The 15,217-nt window shown below is 71.5% G+C and carries 16 protein-coding genes and 4 pseudogenes; 9 read left to right on the forward strand and 11 right to left on the reverse strand.

Going from position 1 to position 15,217, the window contains the following annotated elements; genetic code table 11:
* Positions 1-27: 27 nt before the first annotated feature.
* From QQK29_RS02775 to QQK29_RS02790, 4 genes and pseudogenes are all read left to right on the forward strand, one after another.
* Complete coding sequence (locus tag QQK29_RS02775) at positions 28-279, forward strand: type II toxin-antitoxin system Phd/YefM family antitoxin (protein WP_284297605.1); 252 nt, start codon at positions 28-30, stop codon at positions 277-279.
* The gene (locus QQK29_RS02780; RefSeq protein ID WP_284297607.1) at positions 276-689 is read left to right on the forward strand and encodes a PIN domain-containing protein; all 414 of its coding nucleotides are present in this window, start codon (positions 276-278) and stop codon (positions 687-689) included. The genes QQK29_RS02775 and QQK29_RS02780 overlap by 4 nt, the downstream gene beginning before the upstream one ends.
* Positions 686-1,156, forward strand: a pseudogene (locus QQK29_RS02785) (glycosyltransferase); the annotation flags it as partial. The gene QQK29_RS02780 and the pseudogene QQK29_RS02785, both read left to right, overlap by 4 nt.
* Before the next feature lie 224 nt (positions 1,157-1,380).
* Entirely contained in the window at positions 1,381-1,803 is a 423-nt protein-coding gene (locus QQK29_RS02790; protein ID WP_284297609.1) for a glycosyltransferase, read from the forward strand.
* Between the two features lie 229 nt (positions 1,804-2,032).
* On the opposite strand, the gene QQK29_RS02795 is transcribed toward QQK29_RS02790, so the two are convergent.
* The 3 genes and pseudogenes from QQK29_RS02795 to QQK29_RS02805 all read right to left on the reverse strand — a co-directional run bounded on the left by QQK29_RS02795 (position 2,033) and on the right by QQK29_RS02805 (position 4,988).
* Positions 2,033-3,388: an LCP family protein gene (locus QQK29_RS02795; protein WP_284297611.1), complete on the reverse strand. Its 1,356-nt coding sequence runs from the start codon at positions 3,386-3,388 to the stop codon at positions 2,033-2,035.
* A gap of 2 nt (positions 3,389-3,390) precedes the next feature.
* Positions 3,391-3,857 (reverse strand): annotated as a pseudogene (purE, locus tag QQK29_RS02800) (5-(carboxyamino)imidazole ribonucleotide mutase).
* Between the two features lie 55 nt (positions 3,858-3,912).
* A pseudogene (locus tag QQK29_RS02805) lies at positions 3,913-4,988 on the reverse strand (5-(carboxyamino)imidazole ribonucleotide synthase).
* A gap of 125 nt (positions 4,989-5,113) precedes the next feature.
* Here QQK29_RS02805 and QQK29_RS02810 point away from each other — a divergent pair.
* Positions 5,114-5,722, forward strand: a complete 609-nt coding sequence (locus QQK29_RS02810) for a GtrA family protein (protein WP_284297613.1) — start codon at positions 5,114-5,116, stop codon at positions 5,720-5,722.
* Here the strand turns inward: QQK29_RS02810 and QQK29_RS02815 are convergent.
* Genes QQK29_RS02815 through QQK29_RS02825 form a run of 3 tightly spaced genes read right to left on the reverse strand, consistent with a single transcriptional unit; the run spans position 5,658 to position 7,024 of the window.
* Entirely contained in the window at positions 5,658-6,224 is a 567-nt protein-coding gene (locus tag QQK29_RS02815; RefSeq protein ID WP_284297615.1) for a PH domain-containing protein, read from the reverse strand. The genes QQK29_RS02810 and QQK29_RS02815 overlap by 65 nt on opposite strands.
* 9 nt (positions 6,225-6,233) lie before the next feature.
* Positions 6,234-6,755, reverse strand: a complete 522-nt coding sequence (locus tag QQK29_RS02820) for a biotin--[acetyl-CoA-carboxylase] ligase (protein WP_284297617.1) — start codon at positions 6,753-6,755, stop codon at positions 6,234-6,236.
* Positions 6,752-7,024: a hypothetical protein gene (locus QQK29_RS02825; RefSeq protein ID WP_284297619.1), complete on the reverse strand. Its 273-nt coding sequence runs from the start codon at positions 7,022-7,024 to the stop codon at positions 6,752-6,754. The genes QQK29_RS02820 and QQK29_RS02825 overlap by 4 nt, the downstream gene beginning before the upstream one ends.
* Positions 7,025-7,108: 84 nt before the next feature.
* Between QQK29_RS02825 and QQK29_RS02830 the strand changes: the two are divergent.
* The 3 genes and pseudogenes from QQK29_RS02830 to QQK29_RS02840 all read left to right on the forward strand — a co-directional run.
* Positions 7,109-7,636: pseudogene (locus tag QQK29_RS02830) on the forward strand (glycosyltransferase); the annotation flags it as partial.
* 282 nt (positions 7,637-7,918) lie between these two features.
* Entirely contained in the window at positions 7,919-9,541 is a 1,623-nt protein-coding gene (locus QQK29_RS02835; RefSeq protein WP_284301888.1) for an acyl-CoA carboxylase subunit beta, read from the forward strand.
* Positions 9,538-9,753 carry an acyl-CoA carboxylase epsilon subunit gene (locus QQK29_RS02840; protein ID WP_284297622.1) on the forward strand — a complete coding sequence of 72 codons (216 nt, stop codon included), beginning with the start codon at positions 9,538-9,540 and terminating at the stop codon, positions 9,751-9,753. Before QQK29_RS02835 ends, QQK29_RS02840 begins: the two co-directional genes overlap by 4 nt.
* A 455-nt stretch (positions 9,754-10,208) precedes the next feature.
* Here QQK29_RS02840 and QQK29_RS02845 read toward each other — a convergent pair whose 3' ends face one another.
* From QQK29_RS02845 to QQK29_RS02865, 5 genes are read right to left on the reverse strand one after another with little or no spacing between them, the layout of a single operon-like run.
* Positions 10,209-10,928, reverse strand: a complete 720-nt coding sequence (locus QQK29_RS02845; RefSeq protein ID WP_284297624.1) for a hypothetical protein — start codon at positions 10,926-10,928, stop codon at positions 10,209-10,211.
* Positions 10,925-11,248 carry a hypothetical protein gene (locus tag QQK29_RS02850; protein ID WP_284297626.1) on the reverse strand — a complete coding sequence of 108 codons (324 nt, stop codon included), beginning with the start codon at positions 11,246-11,248 and terminating at the stop codon, positions 10,925-10,927. The genes QQK29_RS02845 and QQK29_RS02850 overlap by 4 nt, the downstream gene beginning before the upstream one ends.
* Positions 11,245-12,498 (reverse strand): sensor histidine kinase, encoded by a 1,254-nt coding sequence (locus QQK29_RS02855; protein WP_284297628.1) that lies wholly within the window; start codon positions 12,496-12,498, stop codon positions 11,245-11,247. Before QQK29_RS02855 ends, QQK29_RS02850 begins: the two co-directional genes overlap by 4 nt.
* On the reverse strand, positions 12,491-13,186 hold the full coding sequence (locus QQK29_RS02860) for a response regulator transcription factor (RefSeq protein WP_284297630.1): 696 nt from the start codon (positions 13,184-13,186) through the stop codon (positions 12,491-12,493). The genes QQK29_RS02855 and QQK29_RS02860 overlap by 8 nt, the downstream gene beginning before the upstream one ends.
* Positions 13,187-13,242: 56 nt before the next feature.
* Positions 13,243-14,472, reverse strand: coding sequence for a class I SAM-dependent RNA methyltransferase (locus QQK29_RS02865; RefSeq protein WP_284297632.1), 1,230 nt, complete (start codon positions 14,470-14,472; stop codon positions 13,243-13,245).
* Positions 14,473-14,525: 53 nt separating this feature from the next.
* Between QQK29_RS02865 and QQK29_RS02870 the strand changes: the two genes are divergently transcribed.
* Positions 14,526-15,161, forward strand: coding sequence for a Maf family protein (locus QQK29_RS02870; RefSeq protein WP_284297634.1), 636 nt, complete (start codon positions 14,526-14,528; stop codon positions 15,159-15,161).
* Positions 15,162-15,217: the final 56 nt, after the last annotated feature.

The following is a 15,217-nucleotide window of genomic DNA, read 5'->3' on the forward strand; positions in this document are numbered from 1 at the left end:
CTGCTACACGCGGCTACAATCGGCGACATGGCTCTCGTTCCCGCACGTGAACTGCGCAACAACACCGCGGCGGTGATCGAGCGCGCGCGCCGCGGCGAAGACGTCACCATCACGGTGAACGGGGTCGCCGCCGTACGGCTGGTGCCCGTCTCGCCGAATACGCGCAGTTTCCTGACCACAAGCGAGCTGCTCGCGTTGCGCCCCGCGCGTGCCGTGAGCGAGCCGCACCCCCACGACCTCTGGAACGACACCACCGACGACCTGGGCGCTATCGAATGAGCGGCTCGCTCCCGCACCGTCGCGGACTGCTCGACACGAGCGTGTTCGTCGCGATCGAGCAGGATCGGCCACTGGATCTCGGCGCGCTACCGCTGGAACAGTACGTGAGTGCCATCACCCGTGGCGAACTGCTGGCCGGTGTGCACGCGGCAGCGTCGGCCGAGGTACGTGCTGTCCGTCTCGCCACCGTCGAAGAGATCGCCGGGATCGCCACGCTTCCTGCCGACTCCCGTGCCGCCGCGCAGTGGGCAACCCTGCGTCACTCGCTGGCGGCCGCCGGTCGTCGCGTGAACGTGAACGACCTCTGGATCGCCGCGATCGCGCTCGCGCACGGCCTCCCCGTCGTGACGCAGGACGGCGATTTCGCCGTGATCTCCGAACACTCGAGCCTGGAGGTGATCACGGTATGACCACCCTGCACGTCACACTCGACGAACTCGCGGCGACACCGTACGGCGGGCTGTCGCGTTACGCCGGTGAGCTGACGCGCGCCCTGCTCGCGACGGCGCCCGAGGGTGCCGAGGTCGTCGGCATGGTTCCGGCCTCGCCCGAGCCCGACTACGAACGCATCGGCGCCCTGTTGCCCGGCCTCGCGCGGCTCGAGAAGAGCGTGCTCGCCCACCGAGAGCTCTCCGCCGCGTGGCGCCGCGGGCTCGGGCGCCCGTCGCGCACGGGGATGCTGCACGCCACCTCGCTGCTCGCCCCGCTCGGCGCCCACGACCGCGTGCACCAGCCGGGTGACCAGGTGGCCGTCACCATCCACGACGCCATCGCCTGGACCGCCCCCGAGCTGCTGCCGTCGCGCACCGTCTCCTGGCAGCACGCGATGGCCGCGCGCGCCGAGCGCTTCGCCGACGCCGTCGTGGTGCCGAGCCACGCGGTCGCCGCCGAACTGGCCGAGCATCTCGACCTCGGCGACCGCATCCGGGTCATCCCTGGCGCCCCCTCGAGCGGCCTCATCCCACCGCGCGGCGCCGGCAGGCGCGCGGCCGAGCTCGGGCTGCCCGAGCAGTACCTGCTGACCGTCGCCGGCACCGAGCCCAAGAAGAACCTCGCGGCGCTGCTCGACGCGCTCCCCTCACGCGGGAGCAGCTGCCGCTCGTGGTCGTCGCCGACGATGCGGATGCCGTCACCGAGCTGGCAGCGCAGGCGGGGGTGGCCGAGGGGCGCGTGGTGGCGCTCGGCGCACTCGCCGACGAGGACCTCGGGGTCGTCTACCTGCGCGCCCACGCCTACCTGCAGCCGAGCGCGGCCGAAGGCTTCGGGCTCGCGGTGATGGAGGCGCTCGGCTTCGGGCTGCCGATCATCCACACTGACGTGCCGGCCCTCGACGAGCTCACGGCGGGGGCGGCGATCTCGGTGCCGCGCGAGCCCGAGGGTCTGCCCGGCCGGCTCGCCGAGGCGATCGACGCGGTCGACGGCGCCCTCGCCGAGCGACTCGGCACGGCGGCGGGAGACCGGGCGCGCGCCTTCAGCTGGCGCGACTCCGCCGAGAAGGTCTGGCAGCTGCACGCCGACCTCTGAGTTACTTTGGCGCCGCGGTAATCCGCGGCGCTGCGCCGGTTTCGGGCACGAGCGCGGTCGCGCCCGAAACCGAGTGCGCACACCGTGGGGCCCCGACGAGGTCCGCGGCGCTGCGCCGGTTTCGGGCACGAGCGTGGTCGCGCTCTCAGGTGGTTGAGGAGCGCACCGCCGCAGGCGGTACGCGTCTCGAAACCGCCGCCACCGCAGCCGGCCCCGCGCGCCCCCGCAGCTACCCGGCGGGCGCCTCCGTCGCATCCGGCGGCCACAGCAGCTCGTGCACCTTCGCACGGATCTCGTCGAAGTTCGGGGAGGCCGGATCCACTTCGGGCGGCGTCAGGTCGTACGACACCACGGGCTGGCTCTTCGACTTGCCCGCCAACTGCACGAAGTACGACAGCATCTGCTTCGGGATGTCGGTGCGCACGACCTCCTTGCCCGCCGCCGCGATGTCGACGAAATGGGTGAGCACCGTGCCGGGGGTGAACTGCTGCAGAATCGCCTCCTGCACCTGACGCTGCCGCTGCATCCGCTCGTAGTCGCTTGTGGCGTAGCGGGTGCGGGTGTAGGTGAGGGCGGTCGGGCCATCCATGTGGTGCTCGCCCACCTCGAACCAGCCGTCGGGCTCGGTGCGGGGGCTGCCGTCGGGGTTCTCGTTGGCGCCGAAGGGCACGCGCGCGTCGACGGTGATGTCGATGCCGCCCATGGCGTCGATCAGGTCGGAGAAGCCCTGCATGTCGATGAGCACGTAGTAGGGGATCGTGATGCCGAGCACCCCCTGCACGGCATCGCGCATCGCCTCGATGCCCGGGCTCGAGTTGTGCTCGGCGGCGTCGGGATACAGGTAGGCCCAGTCGAGCTCGCCGTAGGTGTAGAGGTAGTCGATGATGCACTTGCTGCCGCACGTGTAGCCGTCGGGCAGCACCTCGTACATGGGCGAACCCTCCACGAACGGCACCTGCTCGAGGTTGCGCGGGATGCCGATGAGCGTCACCTGGCCGGTCTCGGCATCGACGCTCGCGACCGAGATGCTGTCGGGGCGCATGCCCTGACGGTCGGGTCCGGCGTCGCCGCCGAGCAGCAGGATGTTGTAGCGGCCGTCGATGGGAGGTTGCGAGGGTCCCTGCGCGAACACGGTGTCGAGCAGGTCGATGCCCGCACCCGCGGAGACCGCGCCGTACGCGGCCGTGCCCGAGACCGCCGCGAGCGCCACGACCGACAGCCCTGCGACGAAGGCCCGCGCCGCCGGCGCGACCCGTACGAGCCGCACGAGCCGGAGGGTGTCGAGGGTGAGCACGATCCAGAGCACGGCGTAGAAGAGCAGCAGCACGACCGCGCCGCCCAGCACCCAGGTGTTGGTGGCGATGTCGAGCAGCAGGCCGCGCGCGAACACCGACAGCGCGATGCCGACCACCACGAGCACCCAGAGCACGAGCGTCGAACCGAGGCCGAACCGCCCGAGCCGGCGGTTGCCGGCGAGAACCTGGGCCGCACCCGGCACGAGCAGGTTGAGCCCCACGAGCCACCATGCCCGTTGGGTCATGAAGGCCGTGTTGGTGCGATCCGGGTCGCGCAGCACGCTCGTCATGCTCAGAGCGTCGCGTGCAGCGCCGCGTTCTTCTCCGCCACGAGAGCCTCGAGGCTCGCCGCGTAGTCCGCGAGGCGGGCGGTCAGGTCGGGGTCGCCGGATGCCAGAATGCGCGCCGCGAGCAGGCCCGCGTTGCGCGCGCCCCCGATCGACACGGTCGCGACCGGGATCCCGGCCGGCATCTGCACGATCGAGAGCAGGGAGTCGAGCCCGTCGAGCTTCGCGAGCGGCACCGGAACGCCGATCACCGGCAGTGTCGTCACGGATGCGAGCATGCCCGGCAGGTGCGCTGCTCCCCGGCGCCCGCGATGATGACGCGCAGCCCGCGCCCGGCCGCCTCGGAGCCGTAGCTCAGCATCTTGCGCGGCGTGCGGTGCGCCGACACGACCTCGACCTCGTGCGGGATGCCGAACTCCGTGAGCGCGGACGCGGCATCCTGCATCACCGTCCAGTCCGAGTCGGAGCCCATGACGACGCCGACCACCGGGGTTCCCGCTACCTGTGGCACCCGGCCATGCTACGGCTCAGCCCTGGAAGAACGCCGCTGCGGCACGCGCTCGCGCGACCACGTCGTCGAGTTCGTCGCCCGTCGCCGTCACATGGCCCACCTTGCGGCCGGGGCGGGACTCCTTGCCGTAGGAGTGCAGCTTCACCTCGGGGCGGTCGGCCATGGCGCGTGCGTAACGGTCGGGCATCCACTCCCCCGACGGCCCGCCGAGGATGTTGACCATCACCGAGACGGACGCCAGAGGCGACGGGTCGCCGAGCGGCAGGTCGAGCACCGCGCGCAGGTGCTGCTCGAACTGGCTCGTGACGGCCCCGTCGATCGTCCAGTGGCCGGTGTTGTGCGGGCGCATCGCGAGCTCGTTCACGAGGAGGCGACCCTCGTCGGTTTCGAACAGCTCGACGGCGAGCACACCCGTCACGTCGAGCTCGGTCGCGATGCGCTCCGCGAGCGCCCGCGCCTCATCCGCCAGCACGCCCGCGTGCGGCGCCGGCGCGAACACCTCGGCGCACACCCCGTCACGCTGCACCGTCTCGACGAGCGGCCACGCAGCGAGCTGGCCGGAGGGCCGTCGCGCCACCAGTTGCGCCAACTCGCGACGGAACGGCACGTACTGCTCCACGAGCAGCCCCGCCTCCCCCGCCGACATGAACCAGTCGTCGGCATCGGATGCCGCGCGCACCACCCGCACGCCCTTGCCGTCGTACCCGCCACGCGGTGTCTTCACGACCGCCACGCCGCCGTGATCGGCCAGGAACGCCCCCAGCTCGCCGGCATCCGTCACCCGCGCCCAGTCGGGAACGGGCGCGCCGATCGCCGACAGCCGCTCGCGCATGACGGTCTTGTCTTGCGCGACCGCGAGCGCGTGCGGCCCTGGGCGCACCGCCACGCCGGATGCGACGAGCGCCTCGAGAACGGGCTGCGGCACGTGCTCGTGATCGAAGGTGATGACGTCGACCTCGGCCGCGAACTTCAGCACCGTCGCCTCGTCGCGGTAGTCGCCCACCGCGGTCGCCGCGAGAGATGCCGAACTGCCCTCGACCTCGGCGAGCACGCGCAGTTCGAGACCGAGCGCGACCGCCGGGGGATCATCATCCGGGCCAGTTGCCCACCGCCGATGACGCCGACTCTCACAGATGCCCCTTCAGCTTCGCGTCGAATGAGGCGGTTAGACTGCCGCCTCTACGACCCTACGGCCCATCACGGGGAAGGCACGACGCGTGCGCAAGCTCATCGCCCAGTTCGCGCGATTCGGTGTCGTCGGGCTCGTGGGGCTCGTGATCGACTTCGGCGTCTTCAACCTGCTGCGCGTCACCGTCTTCGCCCCCGAGAACCTGCACGAGGGCCCTGTGCTCGCCAAGGTCATCTCGACCGGCCTCGCGATTCTCGCGAACTGGATCGGCAACCGCTTCTGGACGTTCCGCGAGCACCGCGGCCGCCAGCTCTGGCGCGAGTTCGCCGAGTTCCTCGTCGTGAGCCTGGGCGGCATGTCGATCGGTCTGCTGTGCCTGTGGGTGTCGCACTACCTGCTGGGGTTCACGAGCATCCTCGCCGACAACATCTCCGGCAACGTGATCGGGCTCGCGCTCGGCACCGCGTTCCGCTTCACCTTCTACAAGCTCTGGGTGTTCGCCCCGCACCGCACCGACTCCGCTCCCGCGGTGTTCCCGGATGCGGCGGGCCCGGACGTCGAGAGCTCGGATGCGAGCGCCCGGGATGCGGAAGCCGCGCGCGAAGACCCGCACGAGGCCCCGGAGCCGCAGGTCAGCGGTATCCGAATGCCGTCGTCTCGTCCGGCGGCCGCGACTGCTCCTGCTGACGCCGGCTAGCGATCGGGTTGAGCGACAGCTCCATGAGGTCGTGCAGTGTCGCCTGCACGAGAGCAGCACCGGGCACGTCACGCAGCACGACCGGGCGCTCGAGCCCGGTGTTGATGAGCACGTCGCCCGAGCCGAACATGCCCTGCAATCCCGCGGTGCGCACGGTCACGTCGTACCCGCGGCTGTGCAGCAGCTCCTGCCGCGTGCGCACGAACACGCCGCTGCGCAGCACGATCCGCCGCGTCGTGATCGTGTAGTTGCGTCCGAGCCACGCGATAAGCGGCACGAGGAACAACAGCACGGCGATGAGCACCGCCGCGGCGAGCACCAGCCAATTGAGCCACGCCTCGCCGAAGGTGCCCCCGAAATAGCCGAGTGCCGCCGCATCCGCGACGAGCACGATGCACGGCCAGAACAGCACCCGACCGTGCGAACGCAGGCGCGCCACCACCACCTCCGGTTGCACCGCGTGGGCGGCACCGGGGGCGCCGGACGGCGTCGCCTGTGTCATGCTCCAGTTCTAGCGGACGTGCGTCACGTCTCCGGCCGCGACAGACCGGGCGAGCCCGTCCCGGTCGGCCACCACGAGCCGCCCGTCGGCGTCGAGGTCGATCGCCGTGGCGTCGAGCCGCTCGCCGCCCGGCAGCTCGATGTGCACGGTGCGCGCGAGCGTCAGGCACCCCGCGCGCGCCTCCGCCCGGATGCCGGACGCCTCCGCATCCGCGCCCGCCGCGAAGAAGCGCACCAGCCGCTCCCGCAGCCCCTCGAGGTAGGCCGCGAGCACGGCATCCTCGACGGCGTCGTCGACGGCCACGCCCTCGACCGCGAGCGAGGTCGCCGTCGGCACCGGCAACTCCTCGGCGGTCATCCGGGTGTTGAACCCCGACCCGATGATCACCCCCGTGCCGCCCGGCAGCAGTTCGGCCAGGATGCCGCAGATCTTGCGTCCGTCGACGAGCACGTCATTGGGCCACTTGAACCCGACCGTGCGCCCCGGCAGAACGGTGCGCATGGCCGCCGACATCGCGATGCCGGCGATCACGGGCAGCCAGCCCAGCCGCTCCGGCCCGGGCACTGTTCCGTCGGGAAGCCGGGGCGCAGCAGCACGGATGCCGCCACAGCCGCGCCGGGCGGAGCGGTCCAGGCGCGCCCCAGCCGGCCGCGACCCGCGCTCTGGTAGCGGGTGAGCATGACGGTCAGATCGCCCATGCCCTCCCGGTCGGCGCGCGCCGAGAGCTCCGTGTTGGTCGAGCTCGACGATGCCACCTCGAAGAGGGCACCGGCGATGCGACGACTGCGTTCGAAGCCCATGAGCGGAAGCCTAAACGGCACATGCCTCCGAGGCCATGAGCCGCCACGCCGATGCGCACGGGCGCGGGAACTTAGGATTGCCCCATGGCGTCCGTGCGAACGCCCCGGCCCGGGCGCGTGCTCGTCGTGACCCCCACCTACGACGAGGTCGAGAATCTCGCGGCGACCGTCGCCGCCCTGCGCGCCTCCGGCGCGGAGTGCGACATCCTCGTGGTCGACGACGCGAGCCCCGACGGAACGGGCGAGCTCGCCGACCGGCTCGCGGCATCCGATCCCGGCCTGCACGTGCTGCACCGCGCGACGAAGGACGGCCTCGGGCGCGCGTACCTCGCCGGATTCGACTGGGCGCGCGCGCGCGGCTACGACGTGATCGTCGAGTTCGACGCCGACGGCTCGCACCCCGCGAGCGCGCTGCCCGCCATGCTCCGGGCTCTCGAGGCGGATGCGGCGACCGGTCTCGTGATCGGCTCGCGCTGGGTGCCGGGCGGCGCCCTCGTCGACTGGCCCGCCTACCGCCGGCGGCTCAGCAAGTCCGCCAACGCCTACGCGCGCATCGCACTGCGGCTGCCCGTGCGGGATGTCACGGCCGGCTACCGCGCCTACCGCGCCGAGGTGCTCGAGCAGGTGGCGCACCAGGTCGTGGACTCGCGCGGCTACTGCTTCCAGATCGACCTCACGATCCGCACCCACGACGCCGGCTGGCGCATCCGCGAGGTGCCGATCACCTTCACGGAACGGCGGGCCGGCGCCTCGAAGATGAGCGGCGGGGTTGTCGTCGAGGCGATGTGGCGCGTCACGGTGTGGGCGATCGCGCGGCTCGTGCGACGCACCCGGCCCCGCGTGCTCCCCAAGCATCCGCCCCGGGTTTTGTCGGATCGCACAACCCCGAGCCGTATGAGGGTGACGGATAGGCTGAACGCCGTGACCGACGAGACCGCAGCCCGAGACCTCACGACCGCCGGCAAGCTCGCCGACCTGAAGGTGCGCTACCACGAGGCCGTGACGGCGAGCGGCGAAGCCGCGATCGCCAAGCAGCACGCCAAGGGCAAGAAGACCGCCCGCGAGCGCATCGAGCAGCTGCTCGACCAGGGCTCCTTCGTCGAGCTCGACGAGTTCGTGCGGCACCGCACCCACGCCTTCGGCATGGAGTCGAAGCGCCCCTACGGCGACGCCGTGGTCACCGGCACGGGCACCATCCACGGCCGCCAGGTCGCCGTCTACGCGCAGGACTTCACGATCTTCGGCGGCTCGCTCGGCGAGGTCGCGGGCGAGAAGATCATCAAGGTCATGGAGCTCGCGCTCAAGACCGGGGTGCCCATCATCGGCATGCTCGACTCGGGCGGCGCGCGCATCCAGGAGGGCGTGGTCGCCCTGGGCAAGTACGGCGAGATCTTCCGCCTCAACACCGCGAGTTCGGGCGTCATCCCGCAGATCTCAATCATCCTCGGCCCGGCAGCCGGTGGCGCCGTCTACGGTCCCGCGCTCACCGACTTCGTGATCATGGTCGACAAGACCAGCCAGATGTTCGTGACGGGCCCGGATGTCATCCGCACCGTCACGGGCGAGGACGTCGGCATGGAGGAGCTCGGCGGCGCCCTCACGCACAGCTCTCGCACGGGCGTCTCGCACTACCTCGCCTCCGACGAGGACGACGCGCTCGACTACGCGCGCACCCTCGTGAGCTTCCTGCCCGACAACAACCAGGCCGAGCTGCCGGTGTACGAGTCCGAGACCGAGCTCGAGGTCAACGACTCCGACCGTCGGCTCAACACGATCATCCCCGACTCGCCGAACCAGCCCTACGACGTGCTCGAGGTGATCGAGCGCATCGTCGACGGGGGCGACTTCCTCGAGGTGCAGGCGCTCTTCGCGCCCAACATCGTGATCGGCTTCGCCCGCATCGAGGGACGCTCGGTCGGTATCATCGCCAACCAGCCGAACGCGATGGCGGGCACGCTCAACATCGACGCGGGCGAGAAGGCCGCCCGGTTCGTGCGCTTCTGCGACGCCTTCTCGATCCCGATCATCACGATCGTCGACGTGCCGGGCTACCTGCCCGGCACCGACCAGGAGTGGACGGGCGTCATCCGCCGCGGCGCGAAACTGCTCTACGCCTACGCCGAGGCCACGGTGCCGCTCGTGACCGTGATCACCCGCAAGGCCTACGGCGGGGCCTACATCGTGATGGGCTCGAAGCAGCTCGGCGCCGACCTCAACTACGCCTGGCCCACCGCCGAGATCGCGGTGATGGGCGGCCAGGGCGCGGTCAACATCCTGTACCGCAACGAGCTCAAGGAGGCCGAAGCCGCCGGGCGCGACATCGCCGAGGTGCGCACGCAGCTCGCGAACGAGTACACCTACAACGTCGCCTCCCCGTTCCTCGCGGCCGAGCGCGGCGAGCTCGACGGCATCATCGAACCGGCGGCCACGCGGCTCGTGATCATCAAGGCGCTGCGGGCGCTGCGCACCAAGCGGGCGGCGCTGCCGGCGAAGAAGCACGGGAACATCCCGCTGTGAACGAGGCATCGGAGGGGAACGCGATCCGGGTCGTCGGAGGGAACCCGACCCCGGAGGAGCTCGCGGCGGCCACGGCCGTGCTGCGCGCGGCGCTCGACGAGCTCGCCGGCATGCAGCGCCGCGCGCAACGCGCTCCGACCACGTGGGAGCGTGAGCGCCGAGGACTTCGCCAGCCTCTCGAGCGCGGCGCCTGGAACCGCTGGGCACGGTGATGCAGGCCGTTCGGCTGCGCATTCGGTAGCGGGAAGAGAAATTGACGGAAGATTCCGTCTCCCCCGGCGGGTTGTACCCCGGATTTCGTCTGCCGCGACGAAAAGCTCGGGCGCGTCACCCGAAAATGTACCCCGAAAGTCCCCCGAAATGACGACTTACGCGGGCGTAACTCTCCCCCATACTTGAGTACTAGCAGGTGTATCTCATCGAGTTACACAGCATCACCGGTCGTCTAGGGTAAGCAGACCGATGATGTGGGGGCGAGTCAGGGCGATATTCGGGTTGTCGCCCTGACTCGAATCTTGCGAGGGGTCGGACGCTCTGTCCGGCCCCTCGTTCCACGTCCGCTCCCGGTTTGAGGAGCCGCCGCAGGCGCCCCAGCTGGTTGAGGAGCCGCCGCAGGCGCCCCCAGCTGGTGAGGAGCCGCCGCAGGCGGCGTCTCGAAACCAGCCCCCTACGACGACGCCGACGCCCTCGGGATCTCGAGCCACAACTCGACCTCGTCATCCGGCTCACCGCCGAGCAGCGTCACCTCTTCGTCGTCGACCGTACGGAGCCCGACCACAGTCACCGCGACCTCCGAGCCCTCCGGCACGGTGCGGGCGATCACCCGGTCGGCGGTCGTGTCACGCAGCGCGAGCGCGAGGCGACCGAGCACGCGGTCGAGCTCGGCGTCGGAGAGGTCGTCGATGCCGCCCTCGTCGAGCAGCGTCACGATCGTTCCGCGGCGACGCGCGAGCATGACCTGCTCGCGCACGCCGTCGTTGAGCAGCTTGCGCCCGCGGATCTCGTCGCGGATGGCGGCCTCCATGTGCAGACACTCCGCACGTTGCGCGTCGGTCAGCTCGCCGTTCGAGGACCTGATGGTGCGCAGCATCGGCAACGCCATGACGCTCGTCTGCCCGAGGCGGAACTGCCGCTCGTTGAGGTGCGCCTCCTGCGCCGCCTGCCACTCGGTGGCTTCGCGCTCGGCGTGGGCGAACCGCTCGGAGTCGCGCGCGGCCTTGGCGAGGGTGTTCGTGATGATGTGCGCGACCCCGACCCACGAGGCCGACCCGATCACCCCGATCGTGCCGAGCGCGCCCGGCCCCGACCAGAACAGCGTCTGCACGACGAGGAAGATGATGCCCGCCCACGCGAAGCCGGGCCTCAGCCGCGTGGCGGTGATCGTCATGAGCGTGCCGATCGCGGCGACGTACCAGGTGGCGTAGCCGTTGCCCCCGGCCGCATCGGATCGAGCACGACCGTGATGAGCGGCGGCAGGGCGATCGCGACACCGAGCGCGAACGCGGCGAGCCACACCGGCATCCGGGTCTCGCGGGTGGGCCACAGCACGGCAGCCGTGACGATCGCGTAGAGCAGCATCCCGGCGATGACGGCGCCCGTCTCACTCGCGTAGGGGAAGGTGAGCGAGTAGGCCGCGAGCACCAGGTGATAGCCGGAGAACACCCCCGCGAGGGCGATGATGAGGGCCCGGGGCACGCCGATCGTCACGACGTCACCTCCGTGGCGGTCGGCCCCTTCGATACCTTCGGGGCGGGCCAGTGCAACGCCACCACGGTGCCCTCGCCGAGCGCCGTGTCGATGACGGCGGCGCCGCCGACGCTCGCCACCCGCTCGAGGATCGACACCCGCACGCCGAGCCGCTCGGTCGGCACCGCATCCGGGTCGAAGCCGCAGCCATCGTCGCCGACCTCGACGACGATATCGTCGCCGCCGCCGCGCACGACCGCCCAGCGGCGCGCGGGCCCGGCGTGCTGCAGGCTGTTCACCATCGCCTGCACGGCGGCCGAGTAGACGGCCTCGCCCACGGCCACCGGGATGCGGCCCGGACGTACGCCATCGGAATCGACGGTGATCGGCTCGGAGAGGGCGGCAGCGGCATCCGCGATGCGGTTCGCGAGCGCCGCCACCGAGACCTCCGCGTCGCTTTGCGGCGCCTCGGAGAGCGCATCGCGCAGGTGCCCTATGGCGTTGCCCGCCATGAGGGCCGCGAGCTCCTTCGCCTCCGCCGTCTCGGCGCGGGCAGCCGAGAGCAGCGTCGTCAGCACACTGTCGTGCACGATCGCGTCGACCTGCACGCGCTCGGCCTCGGTGGCGTGCTGCCGCACGGCGTGCCCGTAGCGCTGGAGGGCCGTCGCCTGCGCGCGGTCGACGGAGGAGGCGGCGTTCCGCAGGATCGCCGTGATGATCGTGATCGCCCCACCGAGGATGATCGCGTACACCGAGTCGAGCACCGTCTGGGTGATGGTCACCTCGCCGCCGGGCGGCGTGATGCGGATGATGCCGTAGATCACCGGCGCGAGCACGACGTAGGCGGTCGCGAGGCGGATGCCGAGGCCCACTGTCGCCATCGCCGTCGCGATCGTGAGGGTGTAGTAGAGCCAGTAGCTCGAGCTGGGCGCCTGAGCGGGGTCGATCACCGCGAACGGCCAGCTGATCAGCGCGATGAGGTAGACGACCGCGAAGGTCACGTGCCCGATCCGCAGCCCCCGATCGATGACCGACACGACGACCGTCAGAGCGAGACTGGCCACGAGCGCGCCGACCATGGTCACCGACCAGGCCGGGCGCATGTTGGGCAGCTGCTCGATCATCGCCGGCACCGACTGCAGCATGAACGCCACGCCGAATCCGGCCGCCGTGCGCGCGATGGCGGTGGTGACGCGCACGAGACTCAGCGGGTTGCGAACGGGCCTCCCGCGCGGCACCGACGCGAGCAGGTTGCGGGCGACGTCAGCCATCGCTGTCGGGGTCGAGCCCCGGCAGGATTCCGTCTTCGACGGCGCGGCGCAGCAGGTCGACCTTGGTCGGCGCGGGCCTGCCCACCTCGACGTACTTGGCGCGGATGCGATCGAGGTACTCACGGGCCGTCGAATAGCCGATGCCGAGCTGCTCGGCCGCGAGCTTGAGGGGCAGCCCGGATGCGTACAGGTGCAGGATCTCGCGCTCGCGCCGGCCGAGCTCGGCCTTGGCGAAGTCCCGGTCGGCGTCGATCGCGGTGGCCCACTCGAGGTTGTTGAGCACCTCGCCGCGTGCCACGGTCGCCGCTGCGGTCACGACGGTGCGCATCGAGGCGGACTTCGGGATGACGCCCGCGGCTCCGGCGGCGAGCGCCTCGCGCACGAGGTCGACCCGGTCGGCGATCGAGTGCACGAGCACCGGAGCGCCGATGGCCTGCACGCTCTTGACGTTCTGGGTCACGCTCGATCCGTCGCCGAGCGACAGGTCGAGCACCACGACATCCACCTCGCGCCCCGCGAGCCCCTCGATGAGGTCGGCGACGTTGGGAGCGGCGAGCATGAAGTCGTGCCCGGCCTCCACGAAGGCGGCCTTGAGGCCCACCCGCACCGACTCGTGGTCGTCGACGACCGCGATTCGCGCGGGGCGCACCTGCGCCTCCGTCTCCGGACGATCGATCACCGTGCTCATGCCCACTCCCGCCAGGGTCCGCCGTCGCTCATGCTACTGCTGTCGACCGTGCGGCGTCACGCGCGCACGAACGAACCCACGGCCTCGACGTGGTGGGTGCTGGGGAAGAGGTCGAAGGCGCGCAGGCCGGTCAGGTGGTAGCCGAGCTCGGCGAGCACCCCCGCATCGCGCGCGAACGCCACCGGATCGCACGCCACGTACACGAGCTGGGCGGGTCGCGCCGCCGCGAGGGTCTCGAGCACGGCTCGCCCCGCCCCCGAGCGCGGCGGGTCGAGCACGACGGTCGCGCCCCACAGCCGGGCCCGTTCCGCCGCGGACGCGTCGGCGAGCGTGCGCACCCAGCGCTCGACACGCGCCGTGACGGCCTTCGCGCCGAGCCAGTCGGCGAGGTTCTCGGCGGCGTGCTCGGTGGCGCGCTCGTCGGATTCCACCGTGGTGATGCGGGTGCTCGGGCCGAAGCGGTCGCCGACTGCCGCCGCGAGCAGCCCGACGCCGCCGTAGAGGTCGAGGTTGGCCGCGCGCGGATCGAAGAGCGACTCGTCGATCGCCTCCTGCACCGCGCGCGTGAGCGTGCGCGGTGCCGCGGCGTGCACCTGCCAGAAACCCGAGTCGTCGAGCCGGAACTCGCGCTCCCCCACCTGCTCGCGGATGACGCTCGGCGCCTGCTTTCCGAGGATGAGCCGGGCGCCGCCGATGCTCGGCGCGAGCGCGACGACGTCCCCGCCCGCGTGCTCCGGCATCCGCTGCCCGATCGGGGCGACCTCGCCGAGCTCCGCCGTGGCGAGCGGCAGCGATGCGACCCGGATCACTCGGTGCGAACGCGCGGAGAACGGCCCGACCGTGCCATCGTCGGCCACGTGCAGGCGTTCGCGGGTGCGCCATCCGCCGCCGTCCGCCGGCCCCTCGACCTGCTCGACCTCCACCTCGCGCTCGATGCGGGCCATCCGCTGCAGGGCGTCGCTCAGCACGTGCGCCTTGAGCGCACGCTGGTGAGCGGGCTCGATGTGGCCGAAGTCGGCACCACCCGGGCGGATGGCGGGGTCGCGCGACACGTCGGCCTCCGCCCACAGGTGCGGACGACGGTGCGGGCTGGGGTCGAGCACCTCCACCGTGTCGGCCCACCAGAAACGGTTCTTGCGGTCGTCGAGGATGCGCGCACGCACGCGCTCGCCGGGGATCGCGTCGGCGACGAAGACCACCCGACCGTCGAGCCGGGCGACGCCGTAGCCGCCGTGCGCGATGTTGGTAGCCTCGACCTCGACCTCGCGGCCCTGCATGTCACCCATTCGTCCGAGCATAGGCGCGGATGCTGCGCCCACGACCGGAAGGAAGCCAGCGGATGTCCGTCGTGCGGCTGTACCTCGCATCCACCTCTCCCGCACGCCTGGCGACCCTGCGCGCCGTGGGCATCGAGCCCGTAGCCGTGCCGTCGCACGTCGACGAGGACGCGGTGGCCGCCGCCGCAGGGCCGCAGCATCCGGACGCCTACGTCACGCTGCTCGCGCGAGCGAAAGCGGAGGCGGTGGCCGAGCGGCTGGTCGACCAGGGCGGGCTCGACGGGCTCGTGCTCGGCGGCGACTCGGCCTTCGTGCTGGGCGACACCATCTACGGCAAGCCGCACATGCCCGAGACGGCCCGCGAGCGCTGGCACGCCCAGCGCGGTCGCACGGGCGTGCTGCACTCGGGGCACTGGCTCATCGACGCGCGCGGCGGCCTGCTCGGGCGCGCGGTGGGCGGCGCGACCTCGGCGAGCGTGCGATTCGCATCCGACATCACCGACGCCGAGATCGACGCCTACATCGCCACGGGCGAGCCGCTCGAGGTGGCCGGGGCGTTCACGATCGACGCGAAGGGGGCGGGCTTCATCGAGAGCATCGAGGGCGATCCGCATACCGTGGTCGGGCTCAGCGTGCCGTACCTGCGCACCCTCGTGCGCGAACTCGGCGTCGAGTGGCCGACCCTCTGGAATCGCTAGGCCGTTGTAGCAGCACTGCAAGCCGCGGGCACGCGTTTGTGCATGCACGACAACGG

The organism is Homoserinibacter gongjuensis, assembly GCF_030161875.1.
Lineage (GTDB): Bacteria > Actinomycetota > Actinomycetes > Actinomycetales > Microbacteriaceae > Homoserinibacter > Homoserinibacter gongjuensis.